Source organism: Vibrio sp. Y20_XG_PY13, from assembly GCF_024181925.1.
GTDB lineage: Bacteria > Pseudomonadota > Gammaproteobacteria > Enterobacterales > Vibrionaceae > Vibrio > Vibrio parahaemolyticus.
Genome location: NZ_JAMZAL010000002.1, coordinates 472,546 through 494,956, shown reverse-complemented (window position 1 = coordinate 494,956; position 22,411 = coordinate 472,546). Strand labels below are relative to the sequence as shown.

At 46.0% G+C, this 22,411-nt stretch carries 22 protein-coding genes; 10 read left to right on the top strand and 12 right to left on the bottom strand.

Annotation, left to right across the window (positions count from 1 at the left end; all coding sequences use genetic code 11):
* Positions 1-131 precede the first annotated feature (131 nt).
* Complete coding sequence (cysS, locus tag NL646_RS07330; RefSeq protein WP_005478905.1) at positions 132-1,514, top strand: cysteine--tRNA ligase; 1,383 nt, start codon at positions 132-134, stop codon at positions 1,512-1,514.
* 82 nt (positions 1,515-1,596) lie between these two features.
* Positions 1,597-2,175, top strand: a complete 579-nt coding sequence (locus NL646_RS07325) for a thymidine kinase (RefSeq protein ID WP_005450744.1) — start codon at positions 1,597-1,599, stop codon at positions 2,173-2,175.
* 72 nt (positions 2,176-2,247) lie between these two features.
* On the opposite strand, the gene NL646_RS07320 is transcribed toward NL646_RS07325, so the two are convergent.
* Genes NL646_RS07320 through NL646_RS07310 form a run of 3 tightly spaced genes read right to left on the bottom strand, consistent with a single transcriptional unit; the run spans position 2,248 to position 4,603 of the window.
* On the bottom strand, positions 2,248-2,886 hold the full coding sequence (locus NL646_RS07320; protein WP_020903966.1) for a YdcF family protein: 639 nt from the start codon (positions 2,884-2,886) through the stop codon (positions 2,248-2,250).
* Positions 2,883-3,710 (bottom strand): NAD(P)H-binding protein, encoded by an 828-nt coding sequence (locus tag NL646_RS07315; RefSeq protein WP_069503256.1) that lies wholly within the window; start codon positions 3,708-3,710, stop codon positions 2,883-2,885. Before NL646_RS07315 ends, NL646_RS07320 begins: the two co-directional genes overlap by 4 nt.
* Before the next feature lie 8 nt (positions 3,711-3,718).
* The gene (locus NL646_RS07310; protein ID WP_161607568.1) at positions 3,719-4,603 is read right to left on the bottom strand and encodes a LysR family transcriptional regulator; all 885 of its coding nucleotides are present in this window, start codon (positions 4,601-4,603) and stop codon (positions 3,719-3,721) included.
* An 88-nt stretch (positions 4,604-4,691) separates the two neighbouring features.
* Here NL646_RS07310 and NL646_RS07305 point away from each other — a divergent pair, with 88 nt between their 5' ends.
* Positions 4,692-5,114 (top strand): PACE efflux transporter, encoded by a 423-nt coding sequence (locus NL646_RS07305; protein WP_253664043.1) that lies wholly within the window; start codon positions 4,692-4,694, stop codon positions 5,112-5,114.
* Between the two features lie 84 nt (positions 5,115-5,198).
* On the opposite strand, the gene NL646_RS07300 is transcribed toward NL646_RS07305, so the two are convergent.
* The gene (locus tag NL646_RS07300) at positions 5,199-5,435 is read right to left on the bottom strand and encodes a TIGR02647 family protein (RefSeq protein WP_005462432.1); all 237 of its coding nucleotides are present in this window, start codon (positions 5,433-5,435) and stop codon (positions 5,199-5,201) included.
* 299 nt (positions 5,436-5,734) lie between these two features.
* On the opposite strand from NL646_RS07300, the gene focA reads away from it, so the two are divergent.
* Complete coding sequence (gene focA, locus NL646_RS07295) at positions 5,735-6,595, top strand: formate transporter FocA (RefSeq protein ID WP_005462425.1); 861 nt, start codon at positions 5,735-5,737, stop codon at positions 6,593-6,595.
* 72 nt (positions 6,596-6,667) lie between these two features.
* On the opposite strand, the gene NL646_RS07290 is transcribed toward focA, so the two are convergent.
* Entirely contained in the window at positions 6,668-6,805 is a 138-nt protein-coding gene (locus NL646_RS07290) for a hypothetical protein (protein WP_005462421.1), read from the bottom strand.
* A 237-nt stretch (positions 6,806-7,042) separates the two neighbouring features.
* The gene (locus NL646_RS07285) at positions 7,043-7,855 is read right to left on the bottom strand and encodes an ABC transporter permease (protein WP_005495697.1); all 813 of its coding nucleotides are present in this window, start codon (positions 7,853-7,855) and stop codon (positions 7,043-7,045) included.
* Positions 7,856-8,316: 461 nt separating this feature from the next.
* Here NL646_RS07285 and torE point away from each other — a divergent pair, with 461 nt between their 5' ends.
* From torE to NL646_RS07265, 4 genes are all read left to right on the top strand, one after another.
* Positions 8,317-8,496: a trimethylamine N-oxide reductase system protein TorE gene (gene torE, locus NL646_RS07280; protein WP_253664042.1), complete on the top strand. Its 180-nt coding sequence runs from the start codon at positions 8,317-8,319 to the stop codon at positions 8,494-8,496.
* 50 nt (positions 8,497-8,546) lie between these two features.
* A complete protein-coding gene (gene torC / locus NL646_RS07275) occupies positions 8,547-9,731 on the top strand; it encodes a pentaheme c-type cytochrome TorC (RefSeq protein WP_005462368.1) in 1,185 nt (394 codons plus the stop codon).
* A gap of 24 nt (positions 9,732-9,755) precedes the next feature.
* Positions 9,756-12,218, top strand: a complete 2,463-nt coding sequence (gene torA, locus NL646_RS07270; protein WP_005462326.1) for a trimethylamine-N-oxide reductase TorA — start codon at positions 9,756-9,758, stop codon at positions 12,216-12,218.
* Between the two features lie 244 nt (positions 12,219-12,462).
* Positions 12,463-14,202: a glycoside hydrolase family 36 protein gene (locus NL646_RS07265; protein ID WP_021453812.1), complete on the top strand. Its 1,740-nt coding sequence runs from the start codon at positions 12,463-12,465 to the stop codon at positions 14,200-14,202.
* Between the two features lie 85 nt (positions 14,203-14,287).
* Here NL646_RS07265 and NL646_RS07260 read toward each other — a convergent pair whose 3' ends face one another.
* On the bottom strand, positions 14,288-15,502 hold the full coding sequence (locus NL646_RS07260; RefSeq protein WP_025635830.1) for a putative manganese transporter: 1,215 nt from the start codon (positions 15,500-15,502) through the stop codon (positions 14,288-14,290).
* 194 nt (positions 15,503-15,696) lie between these two features.
* On the opposite strand from NL646_RS07260, the gene NL646_RS07255 reads away from it, so the two are divergent.
* Both NL646_RS07255 and NL646_RS07250 read left to right on the top strand, forming a co-directional pair.
* Positions 15,697-16,602, top strand: coding sequence for a manganese-dependent inorganic pyrophosphatase (locus tag NL646_RS07255; protein ID WP_005462364.1), 906 nt, complete (start codon positions 15,697-15,699; stop codon positions 16,600-16,602).
* A 75-nt stretch (positions 16,603-16,677) separates the two neighbouring features.
* Entirely contained in the window at positions 16,678-17,067 is a 390-nt protein-coding gene (locus tag NL646_RS07250; protein ID WP_005478908.1) for a DUF2750 domain-containing protein, read from the top strand.
* Positions 17,068-17,142: 75 nt separating this feature from the next.
* Here NL646_RS07250 and NL646_RS07245 read toward each other — a convergent pair whose 3' ends face one another.
* From NL646_RS07245 to sapA, 5 genes are read right to left on the bottom strand one after another with little or no spacing between them, the layout of a single operon-like run.
* Positions 17,143-17,925, bottom strand: coding sequence for an ATP-binding cassette domain-containing protein (locus NL646_RS07245; RefSeq protein ID WP_005462331.1), 783 nt, complete (start codon positions 17,923-17,925; stop codon positions 17,143-17,145).
* Positions 17,922-18,917, bottom strand: a complete 996-nt coding sequence (locus NL646_RS07240) for an oligopeptide/dipeptide ABC transporter ATP-binding protein (protein ID WP_005462378.1) — start codon at positions 18,915-18,917, stop codon at positions 17,922-17,924. Before NL646_RS07240 ends, NL646_RS07245 begins: the two co-directional genes overlap by 4 nt.
* On the bottom strand, positions 18,917-19,804 hold the full coding sequence (locus tag NL646_RS07235; protein WP_005462338.1) for an ABC transporter permease subunit: 888 nt from the start codon (positions 19,802-19,804) through the stop codon (positions 18,917-18,919). The genes NL646_RS07240 and NL646_RS07235 overlap by 1 nt, the downstream gene beginning before the upstream one ends.
* Positions 19,791-20,753, bottom strand: a complete 963-nt coding sequence (locus tag NL646_RS07230) for an ABC transporter permease subunit (protein WP_005478933.1) — start codon at positions 20,751-20,753, stop codon at positions 19,791-19,793. Before NL646_RS07230 ends, NL646_RS07235 begins: the two co-directional genes overlap by 14 nt.
* Positions 20,753-22,372: an ABC transporter substrate-binding protein SapA gene (gene sapA, locus NL646_RS07225; RefSeq protein ID WP_193240676.1), complete on the bottom strand. Its 1,620-nt coding sequence runs from the start codon at positions 22,370-22,372 to the stop codon at positions 20,753-20,755. Before sapA ends, NL646_RS07230 begins: the two co-directional genes overlap by 1 nt.
* Positions 22,373-22,411 lie beyond the last annotated feature (39 nt).

The following is a 22,411-nucleotide window of genomic DNA, read 5'->3' as shown; positions in this document are numbered from 1 at the left end:
AGAGTAAATTCTTCGTTTTGTGCTTGAAGTTTAGCCGATTATCGTTTTATCGGTTAATTGCTATTACCTAATAAGGTCGGACTTGATATACTCGACGTTCTTGTATTCATTCACAATCATAGATAGAGATCATGTTAAAGATATATAACACACTCACAAGACAGAAAGAGGAATTCAAACCAATTACAGCCGGTAAAGTTGGCATGTATGTCTGTGGGGTAACCATCTACGATCTCTGTCATATCGGCCACGGCCGCACCTTCGTTTCTTTTGACGTAGTATCACGTTACCTGCGCTACCTTGGTTACGACCTAACGTTTGTTCGCAATATCACAGATATTGATGACAAAATCATCAAGCGTGCAGCAGAAAACGGCGAATCTTGTGAATCACTTACAGAACGTTTGATTGGCGACATGCACGCAGACTTTGATGCGTTGAACATGAAGCGTCCTGACGTTGAGCCGCGCGCAACGCAATTTATCGCAGAAATCATCGAATTGGTTGAAAAGCTTATCGAACGTGGTTTCGCATACGTTGCAGACAACGGCGACGTCATGTTTGAAGTAGGTAAGTTTGACGAGTACGGCAAGCTTTCTAAGCAAGATCTTGATCAGCTTCAAGCTGGTGCGCGCGTTGATATCGAAACAGCAAAACGTAGCCCACTAGACTTCGTTCTTTGGAAAATGTCTAAACCAGGCGAGCCAACATGGGAATCTCCATGGGGTCCAGGTCGTCCAGGTTGGCACATTGAATGTTCAGCAATGAACTCTACGATCCTAGGCGATCATTTCGATATTCACGGCGGTGGCTCTGATCTACAGTTCCCACACCACGAAAACGAAATCGCACAATCTTGCTGTGCTCACGACACTAAGTACGTAAATACTTGGATGCACAGTGGCATGGTGATGGTAGATCGCGAAAAGATGTCTAAATCTTTAGGCAACTTCTTCACTATTCGTGACGTTCTTGGTCACTACGATGCTGAAACCGTGCGTTACTTCCTAATGTCTGGTCACTACCGTAGCCAATTGAACTACAGTGAAGATAACCTAAACCAAGCACGCGCTTCTCTTGAGCGTCTATACACTTCTCTGCGTGGTCTGGATTTAAATGCAGCACCAGCGGGTGGTGAGGAGTATGTATCTCGCTTTACTGCTGCGATGAACGACGATTTCAACACACCAGAAGCATACTCAGTTCTGTTTGATATGGCGCGCGAAGTTAACCGCCTTAAGACTGAAAGCGTAGAGAAAGCGAGTGAACTTGGTGCGCTAATGCGCGAACTAGCAGACGTGATTGGTATTCTTTATCAAGATCCTGAAGCTTTCCTAAAAGGTAATGCTGGCAACGATGATGAAGTCGCTGAAATTGAAGCGCTAATCAAACTGCGTAACGACTCGCGTGCTTCGAAAGATTGGGCAAACGCCGACATGGCACGTGATAAGCTGACGGAAATGGGCATCGTCCTTGAGGATGGCCCAGAAGGCACAACGTGGCGTCGTAAGTAATTGAATCTTTTAAAAGGGCTGATGATTCAGCCCTTTTATTTTCCAATTTCATCAATAAAATTTTAACTTTAGGTAATGCTCTGTGGCTCAGATGTATTTCTATTACTCAGCAATGAATGCGGGTAAATCGACAACTCTTCTTCAATCTTCATTTAACTACCAAGAACGCGGTATGACGCCAGTGATTTTCACTGCGGCGTTGGACGACCGCTATGGTGTAGGCAAAGTAAGTTCTCGTATTGGTTTACAGTCGGACGCGCATTTGTTCCGTCCAGATACGAACCTATACCAAGAGATTGCAGCCCTGCATGAAGTCGAAAAACGTCACTGTATTCTTATTGACGAGTGTCAGTTCCTATCGAAAGAGCAGGTTTACCAACTTACAGAGGTAGTGGATAAGCTGCATATTCCAGTACTTTGCTATGGTCTTCGTACCGATTTTCTTGGCGAACTTTTTGAAGGCAGTAAGTACCTACTCTCTTGGGCTGATAAGCTGGTTGAGTTGAAGACGATTTGCCACTGTGGCCGAAAAGCAAACATGGTTATCCGCACCGACGAACACGGAGTCGCAATCAAAGAAGGTGACCAAGTGGCAATTGGTGGCAACGACCGTTATGTCTCGGTTTGCCGTCAGCACTACAAAGAAGCCCTAGGTAAATAAACCTATCCATTCAGCTTCAAAGCAATACAGAAAAGCCACCGAATTCGGTGGCTTTTTAATTGTTCATTTCGCTCAGACGAGATCAAAACCGAATCGCTCTAACAAGACTTGATAAGATGAATCCACTTGATTTGGAATGTCTTGCTTAGTTTGAAATCCTTTTTCGGGATAGCTTTTGACGCGGGAAAAATCTTCCATCAGCGCTTCTAACACCATCATTAGCGGCATGTCTTCGTTGATGTATTCGAAGAATGGATGAGCGGTAGAACTGACTTGCACTCGCGAGTAGGGCGATTGCCATTGCTTCTCAAACGTAGCGATGGCGCGGCGTTCCATAAATGGCTTTTGCACTAAAATAATAGATTCGCATTGGATGCCTTTCTCTTTTAATAACTGCTCGGTGAAACGGACGTTTTCTCCACTATTGGTTGAACGTGTTTCTACTAAAATGGCATCGCTTGGTACGCCAGCTAAACGCGCAATGTCTGCAAATGTTTCGGCTTCACTTTTTTCAAACAACCCATCCGTAAAACGGCCTTCACCACCGGAGAACACAATCAATGGTGCGAGTTTTTGGTGGTAAAGCGCAGCGGCGTGCTCAGCAACTCGCACGTCGTTACTGCACATAACAAACAAGCAGTCGGCAGGCTTTAAATCCTGTTTTAGCTGCATGTAATCCCAAAGCGTTTCTATATGTTGATATAACTTCATAGTGCATCCAGCGTTGAATTGAATCGGAATTGATACCCAAGTGAAACCAGTTTGTCCGTTAAAATGCGTTTATCGGCATCTTCTGTAACGGGAGGTAGCGAAATCTCTGCGCCACTTTTGGTGATTGCTGCTTGGTAAAACTCAGCTTTGCTCACGGTGTGAGGCGTTGTGACATTAATGATCTGATTACTCAGGTGATCCAATGCAAATTGTGCCACAGCGACTGCGTCACTTTGATGAAGCATGTTGGCTGGGGCTTTACGGCTGACTTGTTTTAGGCGCATGGCAAAGCGAGCGGGGTGTCTGTCTGGGCCAATCAAACCACTGCAACGTAAGATGGCGTAGTTTATGCCAGAGTCGATGACGGATTGCTCCGCTTCGAGCATGATTTTCGCATTGTCAGAAAAGTGAGGGTGGGTTTGCGCGAGAGCGAGCGATGCGGATTCTTCTTTCATATCCGTTGGTAAATTAGGGTAGACCGTTGTAGAGCTGATCATGACGAGCTTTTCAATCGCATGCTGTTTTGCTGCTTTAACTAACGTTGACCATTGCTGCGCATACTCTCGACCAGACCCTCGACGAAACCCAGGTGGAAACGCACCAACAATACGCTCAATATGATTCGACTGAATTATTTCATCCAGTTTTTGCGCTGCGTTTTCATCGTTGAGATCAAGCAGGGCGGCGTTAGCAATAGTGGATGGCCGTTCATCTAACCGAGCTTGGCTACGACGTGTAATAACTACATCATGTCCCTCGACTAACAAGGCTTGCGCTAGTGGAGTACCAAGCCAACCTGCACCTACAATCAATGTGTTTGCCATTATTTATCCTACTTAACTGTTTGCTCAAAGAGAGTAATGAGCTCTGCTTTGGCTTGTTGATGGAGGGGATCAGAATGCCATTTTTGATGCTGAATCAGGTCAACATTGACTTGCCAAGCCAGCTTTGTGAAATCATCCCCAACTTTTTTTAACGTGTTTGGTGAGTCTGCGACTAAGTGCTCCGGTAGGAAGCACCATCCAAACCCTTTGTTCGCTAATTCCAACAAAATGTAGTAGTTATCAGCGTACCAGATATCTGGGCTCAATGCTTGGTTGAGGCTACCTGGCTCTGCACTCTTTGAGCGTATCACCAGTTGGCGATATTGTTTGAGTTGATCGATATGGGTAATTCGCTGAGCCGCTAATGGGTGATCGGAAGAGACATACACATCGAATGCGATATTACCAAGATTGGTGAAATCGATATGCCTAGGCATTTGCAGATCGCTCAGAATAATTCCGGTGGTCGCACGTTCAGATTTCACCAGTTCAATAATGTCTGGGCTAGATGCCGTTAAACATTCGACTTGTAGTTGCGGAAATTGTTGCTCTAGGCTTTTAAGCACATCCGGTAATCGAGTCAGCGGAATCCCTTCATCAATCGCGAGAACAAGCTCGCTCGCCTGCGCAGAAAAGAGCTGAGTTGCTTTATTGTTTAATCGGTCGAGTTGACTGATCGCCGCTTGCGCGTAAGGCATCAGAGCATGGCCGTTCTCAGTCAGTTTGGGATAACGGCCGGAGCGATCAAACAGATCGACACCACAGTCGAGTTCCATGTTCATAATGTGTTGGCTTATCACGGATTGGGCTCGACCTAACTTTCTCGCTGCTGCGGAAAATGAGCCGGATTCGGATGTGGCAACAAACGCCTGCAATTGTTCGATAGTAAACATATCGCTTTTACCGATGGTATCTAACTTTTTATTATCTCAATCATAGATAAAATTTCAGTCATTGAGTAGAACAAATGGGTAGATAATCATGACTCGTAACGAACGAATTTTCCACGCAGTACTTTTTGAATTGATGGCGTTAGCGATCATTGTGCCTGCAGCTGCGTTGATTACAGGCAAAGGTTCAAGTGATTTGGCGCTAGTAGGGATCGGTTTGAGTTTGTACACCGTAGTTTGGAACTACATTTACAACTTGTACTTCGATAAGTGGTTTGGCAGCAACCGAGCAGACAGAAGTTTAGCGATGCGCCTTGGTCACACCGTTGGGTTTGAAGGTGGGTTGATCTTTATTTCTATACCTGTGATCGCATGGTTCTTGGAGATTACGTTTCTTCAAGCATTGATGCTCGAAGCGGGATTTCTAGTCTTATTCTTGTTTTACGCCACAGGCTTTAACTGGTTGTACGATAAAGTTCAACCGTTTGGGAAAATGAGAAAGTTACTGGTGTAGCCGAGTGAGATTCCCCAAATGCGATTGGCGTAACTAGAAAAAAGCCACCGTATTTCGGTGGCTTTATTGGTCAGTGGGCGGTAGTTATTCTGCAGAAAGTACGCGTAAGATTTTGTCTGCGTGTTCTGCAACTTCAATGCCTTCGTCGGTTAGATAACCACCATCAGGTTGCGTACACAATTGCTTTTGGTAAAGACGCGCAACTGCTGCTTGCATCTCTTCTGAGGCATCTGAATGGACTTTAATGCCTGTCGCTGCACTGCTTAAATCGAATTGAAGAAGAAGGTTCAGTTCGGCGATGTGTTCAGCTGAATATTTCATAGATAATTCCTTTGCGCTTTTTTATCCAAGCTAGTCTTAAAACCAGTGTTGAGCAACACAAAACAACAAGAAGTGTTAACTGCATTGCTATCAGACTGATATAACGTGGAATTTTTGTTCGAACGCTGAGTATCTTGTTTAATATCAATGATAGTTAAGACAACAAACTATAGTTGAGTTTTATCGATTCCTGTCTCACCAACAACATTTTTAGTAAACATGAGAAATAGCCCTTGAAAAAGTCAGGAAATGGAGCGATTATCCGCGCCTCTTTAATTGTTTCTAAATGTTACACTTCCATGAACTTCAATCAGTTTGACTCTTTATTGCCACCTCAGGCTGCTGAACGTGCCGCCGAAGTAGGTGTAGGCAAAGCAACGAAAGCTCCAATCAAATCTTTTCTGCTCGCCATTTCTGCGGGGCTTCATATTGGTATTGCTTTCATTTTCTATACCACAGTAACGACAGGTGCGGGTGATCTGCCTTGGGGCATCACACGACTCATTGGCGGTCTAGCATTTAGCCTTGGTTTGATTTTGGTGGTGGTTACTGGCGGCGAGCTTTTTACCAGTTCGGTTCTGACTCTGGTTGCGCGTGCGAGTGGCAAAATTTCATGGAAAACGCTGGTTAAAAACTGGTTTGTGGTTTATTTCGGCAATATGGTTGGCGCTATTTTGCTGGTGGCGTGTATGTTGGTGACAAAGCAATACATGTTCGATCACGGTCAAGTTGGTTTGAATGCCATGGCCATTTCACAACATAAATTGCACCATGGTTTTTTTGCGGCGGTTGCACTTGGCATCATGTGTAACGTGTTAGTTTGTATTGCGGTTTGGATGACATTCAGTGGCCGTACATTAACAGACAAAATCGCGGTAATGATTTTGCCAGTAGCGATGTTCGTCTCCGCTGGTTTTGAGCACTGTATTGCGAACATGTTCCAAGTTCCAATGGCTATTGGTATCAAATACTTTGCGCCAGAAGCCTTCTGGCAAATGACAGGTGCTGATATCGCAAATTATGCGGACTTGAACATGATGGGCTTTATCGTTAACAACCTTATCCCAGTCACGATCGGTAACATCATCGGCGGCGGTGTGTTCGTCGGTATGTGGTACTGGATGATCTATCTACGTGATGAAGACAAGCATCTGCGATAGAGCCCAAAGAAAGAGAAAGGCGAGCTAGGTAGCTCGCCTTTTTTGTACGTCGTATTTGGGTGAAAGTGCTTTCTAAATCAGCTCTTCATTGATTCCAAATTCGTTTGGCAACCAGTGAGATGTTATCTCTTGTGGCTCTTGCACAAGCCATTCAACCGGCAAGTCAGACAGTAACTCATCGTGTTTTTCCGCCATGATCAATACGTCCATGATATCTGCTCCATTTTGTATCTAAGCACAATGTAGAAGCCGAAGATGTCAGTGAGTTGACTGAAATATGACCATTGCATGTTGATAAGACAGGAGACTCAGAAATGTGGCTATGTTTCTGGTTGCGTATATCTTTTGGTGGCTTATCCACATTTTCTGTGGATAACCTGTATCAAAGATCGTGAGTATCTCTGAAGATCCAGAAAATTTCATAAAATTAGGGGGTTATGTGGCCAATTACTGACCTCGCTTCATTCCATCAACTGGGCGTACTTTGACCGTAACACGGCCTTCTTTTGTTTGTACAAAGCTCAATGTCATTTCAAGTGTGATGGCAACAGAGACGCTCATCATGACAAAAATAGCTAGCATGATGACCAGTTGATATTTAATGGCAACCAATGGGCTTGCGCCCCCTAGGATTTGCCCCGTCATCATACCAGGAAGTGTGACAAGGCCCATCGTGGTCATTGAGGCTAGCGTTGGCGCTAACGATTTTCTCAGAGCCTCCTGAACGAAAGGAAAGGAAGCGTATTTAGGGGCGGCACCCAGTGAGATGGCAGCTTCGTACTCAGATTTACGCTCTTCAAAAGCAGAGAATAAGTTTTGTAGCGCGATGATATTACTGCTCAGACTATTGCCTAACAGCATGCCTGCCAATGGGATCATATATTGTGCATTGTAAAGCGGAGTAGGACGCACCAAGCCAGCGGTGATCGCAATTAGTAGTGGAAACAAGCCACATACAAGCCCAGTTAGAAGTGGCAGCATGAGCGGCTTTTTCGGTAAACGTGCTTTCCCTGCAATGGAACTTGCTCCTACGACGAGCATAATCGCAAGCCAAAGTAAGTTGATGATCAAACTGTTTAATTGAAAGAGATATTCAAGATAAACCCCGATCAGAACGAGCTGTAAAGTCATACGCACAACGCTGACTGATGCATCTTTCGCGATGCCTAATCTATAGCGTGCATTGATCGCAAGTGGCACTAACAGAATCAAACTGAAAGCCGCTAATTTTGCCCAACTAATGTCCACCACACTGTTCATAATCACTCCTTGAAATTGCCGCTTAGAATTGTAACCAACCCCATTCTCTATATGAATCTCAATGGGTAATTTTTGCTTTTTTCATGGTGGAAATTGCGAGAGGTTTTATAAAATGTTTTTTATCATTTTGTTTACAAGTCATTATCTTTCTCAGGAGTTTGAGTAATTTTTCGGCACGAATTTTACCGCTCAAATGTAATTTATGTTTTGTAAATGTTGTAAGTTTAACAAGGTTTTAAAAGACTTATTTTTTCATATCTGTTCATGTTTTTTAATAAATAATATCAATCCCACACAACTCTGGATGAGCTCAAAAAAGTGTTGAATTACAAGGCTTGAAGGGAGTTATTTGATTGAACCTTACTATTAGTATGGTCTAACATTTTCAATTAGAGATTGTAAAAACTTAAGCTTGGTTACACGGGCTTTTCAATAACACTAGATACAAAATAGGCAAATGTATGACTGATGTTAATAAAATTGAGAGTGGCGAAAAACGCTCACTGGAGTGGAAGTCTTTCCTCTTCATTGCAGTTGTTCTCTTCCCAATTCTGAGTGTGGCTTTCGTAGGCGGCTACGGATTTATCGTTTGGGCACTACAAGTGTTCTTCTTTGGTCCTCCAGGCGCACACGGCATGTAAGCCAGTGAGCTCACAACCACACTTTTGAAAAGATTTTAAGAGAGCAAATAATGAAATCATTAATCATTAAACTGTGGCGTACGATGACGCGCCCGGCAGTTCATATCAGCCTTGGCGTGCTGACTATGGGCGGTTTCATCGCTGGTGTTATTTTCTGGGGTGGCTTTAACACCGCGCTAGAAGCAACCAACACTGAAGAATTCTGTATTAGCTGTCACACCATGCGTGACAACGTATACGTTGAGCTGCAAGACACGGTTCACTGGAAAAACCACTCTGGTGTTCGTGCTACTTGTCCTGACTGTCACGTTCCTCACAACTGGACTGACAAAATCGCTCGTAAAATGCAGGCTTCTAAAGAAGTATTTGCGCAAGTTTTTGGCAACTACTCTGAACCTGGCGTTTTCGAAGAGCGTCGTATCGAACTTGCTAAACACGAATGGGATCGTTTCTCTGCAAACAAATCTCTAGAGTGTAAAAACTGTCACAACTACGAGTCTATGGACTTCGAGCAAATGTCTCCAACAGCTCGTATCCAGATGAAGCAAGCGGCAGAAAAAGATCAAAGCTGTGTTGACTGTCACAAAGGTATCGCGCACAACCTACCAGCAGGTATGGATAGCATCGGCGGCATCGTGGGTGATCTAGAGCAAATGACATCAGGTACTGACTACGCAGTAGGTCAAGAGCTCGTAAGTATTCGTCACCTTCCAATTTACTTTGACGCGCAAGGCGCGAAAGAAGCGGGTCTTCTAAACCCTGCATCAACAGTAAAAGTTCTGGAAGATAAAGGTGACTTCATCGAAATCGAAATTGACGGCTGGCGTAAAGCGAAAGGCTTTGGTCGCGTAATTCAAGAAGATTTCGGTAAGAACATTGCAACTGCGTCTCTACTTAAAGAAGCGTCTACAGACAGCAACATCGTTACGACTGGTGAAAAACGAGTGGACGAGCTGACTGGTCTTCCTTGGGAGAAAGTGGCAGCGAAAGTATGGATCAAGAAAGAGTCTATGCTGAACGACATCAACCCTGTATGGGAAAAATCGAAAGAAGCATACAAAACAAACTGTTCTGTATGTCATACACAACCAGCTGAAGCGCACTTCGATGCGAACACCTGGCCAGGTATGTTCGACGGCATGCTTGCGTTCGTTAACCTAGATACAGACAGTGAAGCACTGATCTTGAAATATCTACAGAAGCACTCTTCAGATTATGCTGAAGGCCACCACTAATAAGCGCGGATTGGAGTAATTTAAATGGCTATTACACGAAGAAGTTTTCTTAAAGGTGTAGCAACCACAAGTGCAGCGTCAGTTATCGGTCCAAGCTTATTGGCGTCAGCTTCTGCAAACGCAGCTGAGTCGACTGGTACTTGGAAAGTAACAGGCTCACACTGGGGCGCGTTCCGCGCCCACATCTACGCGGGTAAAGTTCAAGAGATCAAACCGCTAGAACTAGACAAAAACCCAACAGAAATGTTGAACGGCATCAAGGGTATTATCTACAGCCCTTCACGTGTTCGTTACCCAATGGTTCGTCTAGATTGGTTGAAGAAACACAAATACAGCGCGGATACTCGCGGTAACAACCGTTTCATCCGTGTGACTTGGGATGAAGCTCTAGACTTGTTCTACCGTGAGCTAGAACGTGTTCAAAAAGAATACGGTCCTTGGGCTCTGCATGCTGGTCAAACTGGTTGGAACCAAACAGGTTCATTCAACAACTGTACCGCGCACATGCAACGTGCAGTAGGTATGCACGGTAACTTCATCACTAAAGTAGGCGACTACTCGACTGGTGCAGGTCAAACCATCATGCCTTACGTACTTGGTTCAACCGAAGTTTACGCACAAGGTACGTCTTGGTCTGAAATTCTAGAGAACTCAGACAACATCATTCTGTGGGCAAACGACCCAGTGAAAAACCTACAAGTAGGTTGGAACTGTGAAACTCACGAATCATTCAAGTACCTTGCAGAGCTAAAAGAAAAAGTAGCGAAAGGCGAGATCAACGTTCTGTCTGTTGACCCAGTTAAGAACAAAACGCAACGCTACCTAGAGAACGATCACCTGTACATCAACCCGATGACAGACGTAGCATTCATGCTGGCTGTGGCTCATGTTCTGTACAACGAAAACCTGTACGACAAGAAGTTCATTGATACTTACTGTCTAGGCTTTGAAGAGTTCATCCAATACGTTCAAGGTAAGACAAAAGACAAAGTAGAGAAGACACCAGAATGGGCAGCGGCTATCTGTGGCGTGAAAGCGGACAAGATTCGTGAATTCGCACGCATGCTAGTAAGCGGCCGTACACAGATCCTGATGGGTTGGTGTATCCAGCGCCAAGAGCACGGTGAGCAGCCATACTGGGCGGCGGCTGTGGTTGCGGCAATGGTTGGTCAAATCGGTCTACCTGGCGGTGGTATCTCTTACGGTCACCACTACTCAAGTATCGGTGTGCCTTCTACTGGTTTCGCGGGCCCTGGTGGTTTCCCTCGTAACCTTGACCAAGGTATGAAGCCGAAGTGGGACAACAACGACTTTAACGGTTACAGCCGTACTATCCCAGTTGCACGTTGGATCGACTGTCTGCTTGAGCCAGGCAAAGAGATCAACTACAACGGCGGTAAAGTGAAACTGCCAGACTTCAAGATGATGGTTATCTCGGGTTGTAACCCATGGCACCACCATCAAGATCGTAACCGCATGAAGAAAGCGTTCCGCAAACTTCAAACGGTTGTAACGATCGAGTTTGCTTGGACTGCAACATGTCGTTTCTCTGACATCGTTCTACCTGCGTGTACGCAATGGGAACGTAACGACATCGACGTGTACGGTTCATACTCGAACAAAGGTCTGATCGCGATGCATCGTCTCGTCGATCCATTGTTCCAATCTAAGCCTGACTTCCAAATCATGAGTGAACTCACTCAGCGTTTTGGTCGCCGCGAAGAATACACTCGTGGTATGAGCGAGATGGAGTGGATCGAAAGCCTATACAACGATTGTAAGAAAGCGAACGAAGGTAAGTTCGAAATGCCAGAATTCAATGAGTTCTGGGAGAAGAGCGTACTAGACTTCGGTGAAGGTAAACCTTGGGTTCGTCACGCAGACTTCCGTAAAGACCCTGAGCTTAACCCTCTAGGTACACCGTCTGGCTTCATCGAGATTACATCACGTAAGATCGGCCGTTACGGTTACGAACACTGTCAAGAGCACCCAATGTGGTTCGAAAAATCAGAGCGTTCACACGGTGGCCCTGGTTCAGACAAATACCCATTCTGGTTGCAGTCTTGTCACCCAGACAAGCGTCTGCACTCTCAAATGTGTGAGTCTGAAGAGTTCCGCGCGACATACGCGGTGCAAGGTCGTGAGCCTGTTTACATCAACCCAATCGATGCAAAAGCAAAAGGCATTAAAGACGGTGACTTGGTACGCGTATTCAACGGCCGCGGTCAGCTACTAGCTGGTGCTGTTCTAACTGACAGCTACCCACGTGGCGTTATCCGTATCGAAGAAGGTGCATGGTACGGCCCTCTAAACGAGAAAGAAGGCGCAATCTGTACTTACGGTGACCCTAATACGCTAACGCAGGACATCGGCTCTTCTGAGCTTGCTCAAGCGACTTCTGCGAACACATGTATCGTAGACTTCGAGAAGTTCACAGGCAAAGTACCGCCAGTAACTTCATTCGGTGGTCCAATCGAAGTTGCTTAATTAGTGCAATTTGCATAAATAGAAATACCAGCCTTCGGGTTGGTATTTTTTTAACCAAAATTTCAGTGAGCGTTATCTCAATAACCGTTTTTGAGCGTCAGAGTGCATGGATTCGTGACGAAAATAACGAATTGCTCGCATCATTCACAGGATAATGAAGTCATATTCAAAAGGCTTCACGCGCAACCAAGCATCGTGGGGTCAATTGGACACAAAACAATAATAATCAGTGAGTAGATGCAATATGGCTCAGACCATTCAGTTAGCCAACCATTCCGAAATGACGATCATCGATAACGATCTGCACGTGGATGTGATTGGTAATCAAGCCCATTTCTCTTTCTCTGGGCTTCACAATAAGACCTTTACTGACCGTGAAGTGTTGTTCGAAATGCCGTTTCTATACGAGCACGAAGCCAACGTGATTGGTGATGGTTTTCAAATGTTAGCGCAAACGTCAGGAACGATCACGCATCCTATTGAAATAGGTCGATGCCCCGACAACATTCCCCCATACCGTGTGTACTCGCAACATGCACCTAAGCGTTACTACAACTATCTAGTGATTGAGGATTCTGCTGGTTACACCTTGTTTGGCTTCACGACGTGCCGTCGATTTGCTGGTTACTTTGATATACAACAGCGAAATGGGCAGTGGATACTGACCGCTGCAATCGATGGCGAACACACGCAAGTGGCGGATTGGGAACACAATCAACTTGAGTCCATTACGATTTTAACTGGCAACTCGCTATCCGATCTGTATCAAGAGTTCAGCGAGATGATTGCCGCGCATCATCCTATTCGCAATGGTGTTACGCAGGATGCACCGATAGGCTGGTGTTCTTGGTATGCGTACTATGCCGATGTGACCGAGCAAAATGTTTTAGAAAATGTTGATTGCATGCAAGACAAGCTCGAAGACCTAGAATGGGTACTTCTGGATGATGGCTATCAAGCGTTCATGGGGGATTGGCTTACGCCGTCGGATAAATTCTCTGGCGGTGTGAAGGAGTTGATTCAAAACATTCGCGCAAAAGGCAAAAAGCCTGCGATTTGGATGGCTCCTTTCATAGCGCAGCCAGAATCTGAGGTCTTTAAGCAACATCCTGAATGGTTTGTTCGTCATCCTGACGGTCAGCTCCTTAAAGCTGAAGATGTTACCTACGGTGGCTGGCGTTGCACGCCTTGGTATATTCTCGATACGTCTAACCCCGAAGTGCAAGATCATCTAACGCACGTGGTGTCAGTGATGAGGCTAGAGTGGGGCGTAGAGCTGTTTAAGCTCGATGCAAACTACTGGGGAACACTAAAAGGAAAACGTAGTCAGTCTGGTATTACGGGTGTTGAAGCGTATCGATTAGGGATGGAGGCGATCGCCAGAGGCGCAGGAGACGCGTGGTTGCTTGGCTGCAACGCGCCAATGTGGCCATCTTTGGGGCTGGTGGATGCGATGCGTGTGTCTGATGACGTCGAGCGCCATAGCCACCGTTTTGAACAGATCGCTAAAGAGACGTTTTTTCGTAGCTGGCAGCATCGTAAGTTGTGGCAAATTGACCCAGACTGCGCGACGTTTACTTCTCTTGCTAATCAAGCGGCATCACGTGAAGACTACGAGTTTCACCGTACCGTATTATTGGCGTCTGGCGGCTTGCTTTTGTCTGGCGACCCTCTCCCGGAAATCACGCCATTTGCGAGTAAAACCTTGGCGAAGCTGATGTTGCGACAACGACGCAGCCAAGAATCTGCTAAGTTCACGGCGTTAAGTTTGAGCCATGCTTTTTTGAAACTGACGGACAAGAATGATCTACATTGTTTGTTCAATTACGCGAATCACAATGCGACTGAATTTACTCTCACAGCGGATCAGCCCGTTGATTGGTATGACTACTGGACCGGAGAAAAGCTCAACCAAGATCCTTGTCAGTTGCTTCTAGTGAGTGTCGATAGAGGTCTGAATGCCAAAGCAATAGTGACCGCGTAAAGGTCATTGAAAACGACGTATTAAACGAAAAGAGCCACTTGGGCTCTTTTCTTGTTTTTACGCGTTCTTTTTGAGAACGGAATAACTAAAACTCAAACATAAAGTAATAGCCATAGCCCACAATGAACGCAGGGATAGAAGAATAGACCGTTGCCATCAATGCCGCTTTGGGAGCCATGGCAATCGCGGGGAACAGTGCATCTCCATCGTTAGAAATCGCATTCGCAATCTGCGCGGATAATGGTGCGGCACCAGTAATGTACAAACTGGTGACGAGAATCTGTGGGCCGCAGCCTGGTAGCATACCGATGGCTAAACCAGCCAATGGCATCCAGATGCCCCAATTTGAGAAGGTAGCAGCCAAATCGAGGCCTGAAAAATAGGTCGTTAATTCAAACGCAAGAAACGCCACGATAACCCACGCGCTGACAAAGTTGGTGTCTTGAGCTGCTTTTTGAATCGGGTGTGAATCAACGATTTTTTCATCTTCTGACACCGTCGATTGATAATCTCCCAACTCTTTTGTCATTGCCCACAACGACATGGAGACCACCGCAAATATCGCTCCTAACCATTCAATGCTACTTGGACTCAAATTCAGTAGCTGATTGATATCCACTTGGAATGAGGTCATTACGGCCACCATGCTCGCAGGGATTATCAACCACTTCCAGAATGCGCCTTGAAGATTAATCGCACGTTGCTCTAAAGGCGTGTATCGCTCGCTTTGATGCTGACAACAATGGTGGTGGGCGCTCGCTTGCTTTGGCTCGGGGCGTAGAAAATCATCAGGATGAAATGCGTTGACGATCAAACCCGAAACCGTACCTACCACAATGCCAAGTGCGACGACGCCAACGCCGACGGACGGTTTTGCCGCGAGTAACAAGAATGCCGCATCGCCCATGGTTGATGTCAGTACGGCTACGATTGCGCCAAATCCTACTCGTCCACTAATAAATTGAGTCGTAACAACAATAGCGCCGCCACAGCCCGGAAGCGCACCGAGTAGGGCTGCAAAAAACACCTGATGATGACGAGAGCGATGATAGAGCTGAGTGATGCGATTCGTCTTCGACATAAAGTTGGAGAGGTAATGATAAATCGCCAAGGTTGCTGCGACATAACAAGATACTGCCCAGAAAGAATCGGAAAGCGTGGTCACTGTGATCTCTCGGGTGTTCTCATTCGCTAATAAGACAAGCATGATAATGGGGATAAGCAGTCGCTTATAAGCTAACTGGAACTGAGTTGGCTGAAATAGCTGCTGTGCGGAGTGCAAAAATCGGGTCGCGTTCATCGTTAACTCAAATGCAAATGGTAATAGTTATCATTATATGTAAATGAGATTTATTCGCAATAGGGTTGTGAACTTTTCTTCGTGTCAAATTCCCTCAAATCAGGTAAAGTATCGGCCTTTGTGAGCAAACAGCTTCCACGGCACACCGTGCCATTGTTCGGAAGCGTATCAAATTGACTTGGATAGGAAGAAACATGATTCTAGTTGTAGGTCATAAGAACCCAGACAGTGACAGTATTTGTAGTGCACTAGTTGCAACAGAACTTCTAAAGGCGCGTGGCGTTGAAGCAATGCCAATTCGTCAGGGCGAAATCAACCGTGAAACTCAGCACATTCTTGAAGTAGCTGGCGCAGAAGTTCCAGAACTTCGCACTTCAGTAGCGGGTGAAACCGTTTGGCTAGTAGACTACTCAGATCTAGCGCAAGCACCAGACGACATCGCTGAAGCTGAAATCGCGGGTATCGTTGACCACCACCGTCTAGGTGACGTGATGACAGTGAACCCAATGGAAGCATGGATCTGGCCTGTTGGCTGTACTAACACAGTACTATTCAACATGTTCAAGATTGAAGGTCACGAGATCAAGCCTCAAATCGCTAAGCTAATGATGTCAGCAATCCTATCTGACACAGTAGGCTTCGCTTCTCCAACTTGTACACAAAAAGACAAAGATGCTGTTGCTGAGCTAGCTGCAATCGCTGACGTACAAGATGTGGATGCATTCACGAAAGATCTTCTAATTGCTAAGACAAATATCGAAGGTCTATCTGCGGCTCAACTCGTTGAAAAGGACCTTAAAGGTTACCCATTCAACGGTCGTGACGTAGTGGTTGGTCAGGTTGAACTTGCAACTCTTGAGCAAGTTGACGGTATGATCGAAGCACTAGAAGCAGACCTAGAATCTCGTTGTGAGAAAGATAACCTAGCGTTCGCTGCTGTTATGCTAACAGACATCACAACTGCTCAAACTCGTCTTCTATACAAAGGTGAGTGGGCTGAGAAACTTGTTAAGCACGAGAAAGACGGCATGCTAATGATGGAAAATACACTAAGCCGTAAGAAGCAAGGTTGGCCTTGGCTTCAAACTGAGCTAGCGTAATTTCACTATTACCAGCATATACTGTAAATGCCCGCTTAGCTGCGGGCATTTTTCTATGGGAAACAGGAGACTGATATGTCTGAGCAACTCACCCAAGAACAAATCGATACGATTAATCGCTATAACGAAGAGCAGCGCCTAAAGTATTGTGTCAAAGAGATTGTCGCGAATCGTAAAGTTTGGATTCTTAAAGACGAGCACGGCTGTGTCATGTTAAACACAGAAGACGATGATTGCGTTCCTGTGTGGCCAAATGAAGAATTTGCCAAGCAGTGGGCAACGGGTGACTGGGAAGAGTGTGAACCAGAAGCGATCTCTCTTAACAAATGGCATAGCCGTTGGACTACTGGCCTAGAAGATGATGAGCTATCGGTTGTTGTATTCCCGAATCAAAACGAAGAAGGCGTGGTGTTGTTTCCTGACGAGTTTGATTTCGAACTGCGCAAACAAGCAAGCCGTCGTTAATCTGACTTTACTCGCTTCACCCAATAGAAAAAGCCTGCATGAAAGCAGGCTTTTTGTTTTTCGTGAGTCGTCTGTTTAGTGGCTTGGCGCTTTGTAGAAATGGCTTTCTACCAAGCGCTGGGTAATCGCATGTTCTGGATTAGTAAGGACTTGGTTTGTCTCTCCAAACTCAACCACTTCGCCTTCGTGCATTACCATCACTTTGTCGGTGATGTGTTTTACGATACCGATATGCTGAGACACGTACACAAACGACAAGCCCATCTCTTCTTGCAGCTCCAAGAACAGGTTGATGATCTGCGAGCGCATCGCCATATCCAAACCATTTAGCGCTTCATCCGCCACAATGATTGATGGCTGAAGGATGAGTGCACGAGCCAAACACACACGCTGTTTTTGACCCGCAGCAAGCATTTGAGGATAGAAGTAGGCGTGCTCCGGCAGAAGCCCCACGCGAAGCAACGTCTCTTTTACACGCTTCATTCGTGCATCTGGCGGCATGTTGGTGTTTCGTTTCAACGGACCTTCCAAGATTCGTCCAATTTGAATCCGAGGATTCAATGACGTGTTTGGGTCTTGGAAAATCATGCGAATCAACTTGCATCGCGTTGCGTAATCTTTGTGTTCTAAACGCTCACCATTGACTCGGATCTCACCAGAACTCGGTTCAACAACGCCTGCGAGCATACGTGCAAGTGTTGATTTACCGGAGCCATTCTGGCCAATAAAGCCAATAGTTTGCCCCGGTTCTAGCGTAAAGCTCACGGGTTTAACTGCTTCATTAACTTGACGTCTGAACAGTCGAGAACGCGTGACAAACTGCTTCGATAAGTTATCGACTTCGAGTAACGCACTCATGACTTCTTCTCCGTGTTCAATGGAAAGTGGCAGTTAAACTTATGGTTTTTAATGCGTCGCGTGTGTGGAATTTCAACACACTGTTTTTGCGCGTACGGACAACGCGGCCCTAATCGACAACCAATTGGCAGGTGCTGCAAAGGAGGGATAGACCCAGGTAGCGATTGCAGTTTCTGCTTGTGCGGTACCCAATCATTAAAATCTGGCATCGCTTTTAGCAGCGCGTCAGTGTAAGGGTGTTTGGGTGCTTCGATGATTTTGTCTGTGTCGGCAGACTCAACCGACTGACCACAGTACATGACGGTAATTCGGCTTGCCCATTGCGTGATGGTAGCCAAGTCGTGACCGATCAGCAAAATCGTGGTGTTGTTGAGCTGGTTCATTCGGCTCAACAAACGCAGAATCTGCGATTGAGTGATGGGGTCCAAGTCGTTAGTTGGTTCATCGGCAATCAACAATTTAGGTTTGGTTGCGATGGCCATGGCGATCATGACTTTTTGACATTCACCATCTGTTAGCTCGTACGGGTAGCTGCCCATCAAGCGTTTGTGATCTTTGATACCAACTTTGTGCAGTAGCGCAATGGCCTGTTTTTTACGCCATTTGAATCGCTCCCACCACTTGCCTTCAAAGGCGCGAGAGGGGATAGACTCAATTAACTGACGTCCTACTTCTTCGGAAGGGTCCAAACAGGTTGAGGGTTCTTGGAAGATCATCGCGATATCGCGGGCAATGACGCGTCGACGCTCTTTCGGCGTAAGCTGTAAAAGGTCGATGTTACCCAAGCGCATTCGGTCCGCGGTGATTCGCCAGTTGTCCTTACAAACCCCCACGATCGCTTTCGCAACTAAGCTTTTACCTGAGCCAGACTCGCCCACCAAGCCTCGAATTTCACCTTCGTTGAGCGTTAGGCTCATTCGGTCGACGGCTTTCACCATCCCTTGTGGTGTTTCGATCTCGATAGTCAGATGTCGAATATCTAATAACGGCATTATTCGATCCCCGCATTCAGCGCTTGGCGTACACCTTCACCTACTAAGTTTAAGATAATTACGGTGAACATGATGGTCAGACCCGGAAGCGTCACGGTCCATGGTGCGATGTAAATCAGCTCGACGGAATCACCCAAAATGGCACCCCATTCGGTACTCGGTGCTTGAGCACCCAAGCCAAGAAATCCAAGAGCTGTAATATCCAAAATGGCCGCAGACAGAGCGAGAGTAATCTCTGCTGCAATGACGGTTAAAATGTTTGGAAGAATCGAGCTCCACAGTAAGTAGAAGTCATTTGCGCCATCTAGGCGGGCTGCCATGATGTAATCTTTTTCTACCTCAGTATGTACGGCAATATACACCGAGCGAATAAAGCGTGGGATCAGGGCCAAACAAATCGCCAGCAAGATATTAAATTCACCAAAGCCAAGGAATGCCACAAAAATGATCGCGAGCAATAGCGATGGAATCGACATAACGGTGTCGAGAAGGTGGTTCAAAGTACTGGAAAGCAGACCTTTCGTCATCCCCGCCAGCACTCCGATAAAGCAACCTACGATGGTCGCAATCGCAGTAATGCCAACTGCTGCGCCAAAAGTCAGTTGAGAGCCCATGATCAAGCGCGACAGAATATCACGACCTAAGTCATCGGTTCCTAAAAAGTAATCGACGGTGCCCGCTGGTGCCCATGAAGGGGGAACGAGTAACTCACCAGATTGTGCTTGTGGATCAAACGGGGCAAGCCACGGAGCTAAAATAGTGATCAATACAATCAAGCCTAAACACCACAAGCCAAACATCGCTAACCCGTTAGCGCGGTAACTACGCCAAAATCGCTCGAACTGAGTTGGAATGCGTTCTTCCTGATAAACGTTATTTGTTAGCATACCATTCCTTTCTCACCAGAGGGTTGATCATGGCGCCAATCAAGTCCGAAAGGATATTGGCAGTTAATACGAGAGTCGCAAGCACCATTACTCCTGCTTGGATTGAGGCGTAATCTTGATTGGCAAGCGCATCCAGCAACCAGCGACCAATTCCCGGCCAGTTAAAGATCGACTCGGTGATGATCGCTAAAGTGATCATGCTAGATAGCTGAACACCAACTTTTGGAATGATGGGCGGAATGGCGTTACGCATTACGTGCTGAGTGACGATCTCACGATTCGATAAACCTTTGATTCGGGCTGCGCGGATGTAGTTTTGGCTCATAACTTCTGCAACAGAAGCACGCATCAAACCAACAACTTGAGTCGTAGGTGCTAACGCCAGAACCAAACACGGCAGAACCATGTGCTCGATGACACTTTGCAGTGCGTGAGCTCGGTATTCACCTTTCGCCATAAAGGCGTCAATAATGGCAAACCCAGTCACATGGTCGATTTCGTACAGCAAGTCATAGCGTCCAGCAACAGGGAAGATATGGTATTCCAACGAGAAGACCATGATCAGCAGTAGTGCCACCCAGAAAATCGGAGCAGAGTAACCCGACATCGAAAGAAACGAGATACCAGTGTCTAGCCACTTACCCTGTTTCATCCCTGCAATCGTACCAAGCGGGATACCGATTAAGAGCGAAACCAGGAAGGCGAAAAAGCACAATTCTAATGTGGCAGGAAAAACAACCGCGAGTTCGTCGTAAATCGCATTGCCGTTTTTGCTCAAACCAAAATCGAGCTGAGAAAGGTTAATCAAGTAGCTTTGCCAGCCAGACCAGAACTCAACATTTGCCCAATGTGAAAGCGGGTCAAGGCGCAGCAGAGAAAAGCCCACCAAAGTGAGAATCATCAAAGTGATGAAAAAGAGGTTAAATCGTCGAACGGTGTACCAAAACATCAGTGGATTCTCTCAACTCTATCAAACGGTTGGGCATTGAAAGGGCTCGATTTGAAGCCAGTTAATGACTTGTCGTGCACACGGAATTGAACCCCATGTGCCAACGGAATAACTGGAAACTCTTCATTCAAAATATTTTGCGCCTGACGATACAGGTTTAGGCGGTAACGTTGCTCTTGCGTCTCTAGCGCGAGATCCAGCAAAAAATCGAAATCATCGTTACACCACATCGAAACGTTAAGGCCCACTCGGTCTGATTCGCACGATAGTAAAGGACGGAAGAAGTTATCCGGATCGCCAGTATCGCCAATCCAGCCAGTAAGGAGCAAGTCGATATCGTTGATGTTTTCAAGATCCACTCGTTCGAAACGGTCGTCGGTGAGCAGAGTCAGCTTGATGCCGATATCGGCGAAGTTCGCCTGAATGAGCTCAGCAGTTTTGCGTGGACTTGGGTTGAATGCTCTTGGCTCTAGCGGCACCCACATCGACAGTTTTAGACCATCTTCGTATCCCGCTTCACGAAGTAGAGCGAGAGCGTAATTTCGGTCATAACGAATTTTCGCACTGTCTTTTTGATACGCCCAAGAGTTCGGCGGCAGCAATGTATAAGCTAGGGTTCCTGTACCGTAATAAACCGAATCCAAGATATTTTGACGATTGATCGCAAGGTTCAAAGCTTGGCGGACTCTTGGGTCGCGAAGTGCTGGAGTCTCGGTATTAATCGCAATAAAGGAAACGTTATTTGCTGGTGTTGCCGTCAACTCAAGGTTTTCATCTTCTTGAATGATTGGGATCTGGCTAGAGATAGGTGAAGACAAAACATCGCATTCATTGCGCAGCAACTTAGCTAACGTGCCAGTACCACGGTGTGAAATGTCGAACACTACTTGTTCCATTTTCGCTGGCGAGTTCCAGTAGTTCGGATGACGTTCCAAGCGAATCAAATCGTTTACTTGATACTCTTTGAGCTGGTAAGGCCCTGAACCAATAGGGAGTTGGTCGATTTGCTCTTTGTTGTCTTTTGCCGCCAATTGTTGACCGTATTCTGCTGACAGTATTACCGCATGGCTGGTGGCGATGTTTGCCAAGAATGAAAAGTTTGGTTGCGCGAGTTTAAACGTCACTGTGTAATCATCGACAGCAATCACATCTTGCAATAGATTTTGAAAATCTAAACCAGCAAACCATGGATAAAAACCACCACCAACTTGATGAAAAGGATGGTCTACATCAATGATTCTCTTAAAGCTGAATACCACGTCTTTTGAATTTAACGGGCGAGTCGGAGAAAACCACGGTGTCGTTTGGAACTGAACGCCATGTTTGAGCTTGAATGTGTACTCAGTACCTTCCTTGTTCACAGACCAACTTTCCGCAATGCTTGCAATAGGTTGGTGTGTTTTAGGATCAAGCGTGAGTAAGGTGTCGTACAACTGAGGGCTTAACGCCTCGGCTGTAATACCACTGTCTACAAGCTGAGGGTTAAATGTTGTTGGTTTACCTTGCCCACAAAACACAAAACCTGCTTGGCGAATATCGTTGTGATCGATTTCTTCACCACAGGCAGTCAGTAAGCTAATACCAATAAGGCTCAGCGATAATCTTATAAAAGCATTCATAATATGAAATGTTCATTGGATTTTGCTTGTTTCATTTGA

Bases quoted from the DNA above. Each gene is read 5' to 3' on its own strand.
- NL646_RS07315 (WP_069503256.1), bottom strand. From the start codon at position 3,710: ATGGCAAACACATTGATTGTAGGTGCAGGTTGGCTTGGTACTCCACTA.
- NL646_RS07235 (WP_005462338.1), bottom strand. From the start codon at position 19,804: ATGCTAACAAATAACGTTTATCAGGAAGAACGCATTCCAACTCAGTTC.
- NL646_RS07320 (WP_020903966.1), bottom strand. From the start codon at position 2,886: ATGAAGTTATATCAACATATAGAAACGCTTTGGGATTACATGCAGCTA.
- NL646_RS07245 (WP_005462331.1), bottom strand. From the start codon at position 17,925: ATGAGTGCGTTACTCGAAGTCGATAACTTATCGAAGCAGTTTGTCACG.
- focA (WP_005462425.1), top strand. From the start codon at position 5,735: ATGAACTTCAATCAGTTTGACTCTTTATTGCCACCTCAGGCTGCTGAA.
- NL646_RS07240 (WP_005462378.1), bottom strand. From the start codon at position 18,917: ATGCCGTTATTAGATATTCGACATCTGACTATCGAGATCGAAACACCA.
- torE (WP_253664042.1), top strand. From the start codon at position 8,317: ATGACTGATGTTAATAAAATTGAGAGTGGCGAAAAACGCTCACTGGAG.
- torC (WP_005462368.1), top strand. From the start codon at position 8,547: ATGAAATCATTAATCATTAAACTGTGGCGTACGATGACGCGCCCGGCA.
- NL646_RS07230 (WP_005478933.1), bottom strand. From the start codon at position 20,753: ATGTTTTGGTACACCGTTCGACGATTTAACCTCTTTTTCATCACTTTG.
- sapA (WP_193240676.1), bottom strand. From the start codon at position 22,372: ATGAATGCTTTTATAAGATTATCGCTGAGCCTTATTGGTATTAGCTTA.
- torA (WP_005462326.1), top strand. From the start codon at position 9,756: ATGGCTATTACACGAAGAAGTTTTCTTAAAGGTGTAGCAACCACAAGT.
- NL646_RS07305 (WP_253664043.1), top strand. From the start codon at position 4,692: ATGACTCGTAACGAACGAATTTTCCACGCAGTACTTTTTGAATTGATG.
- NL646_RS07250 (WP_005478908.1), top strand. From the start codon at position 16,678: ATGTCTGAGCAACTCACCCAAGAACAAATCGATACGATTAATCGCTAT.
- NL646_RS07290 (WP_005462421.1), bottom strand. From the start codon at position 6,805: ATGGACGTATTGATCATGGCGGAAAAACACGATGAGTTACTGTCTGAC.
- NL646_RS07260 (WP_025635830.1), bottom strand. From the start codon at position 15,502: ATGAACGCGACCCGATTTTTGCACTCCGCACAGCAGCTATTTCAGCCA.
- NL646_RS07310 (WP_161607568.1), bottom strand. From the start codon at position 4,603: ATGTTTACTATCGAACAATTGCAGGCGTTTGTTGCCACATCCGAATCC.
- NL646_RS07300 (WP_005462432.1), bottom strand. From the start codon at position 5,435: ATGAAATATTCAGCTGAACACATCGCCGAACTGAACCTTCTTCTTCAA.
- NL646_RS07255 (WP_005462364.1), top strand. From the start codon at position 15,697: ATGATTCTAGTTGTAGGTCATAAGAACCCAGACAGTGACAGTATTTGT.
- cysS (WP_005478905.1), top strand. From the start codon at position 132: ATGTTAAAGATATATAACACACTCACAAGACAGAAAGAGGAATTCAAA.
- NL646_RS07265 (WP_021453812.1), top strand. From the start codon at position 12,463: ATGGCTCAGACCATTCAGTTAGCCAACCATTCCGAAATGACGATCATC.
- NL646_RS07285 (WP_005495697.1), bottom strand. From the start codon at position 7,855: ATGAACAGTGTGGTGGACATTAGTTGGGCAAAATTAGCGGCTTTCAGT.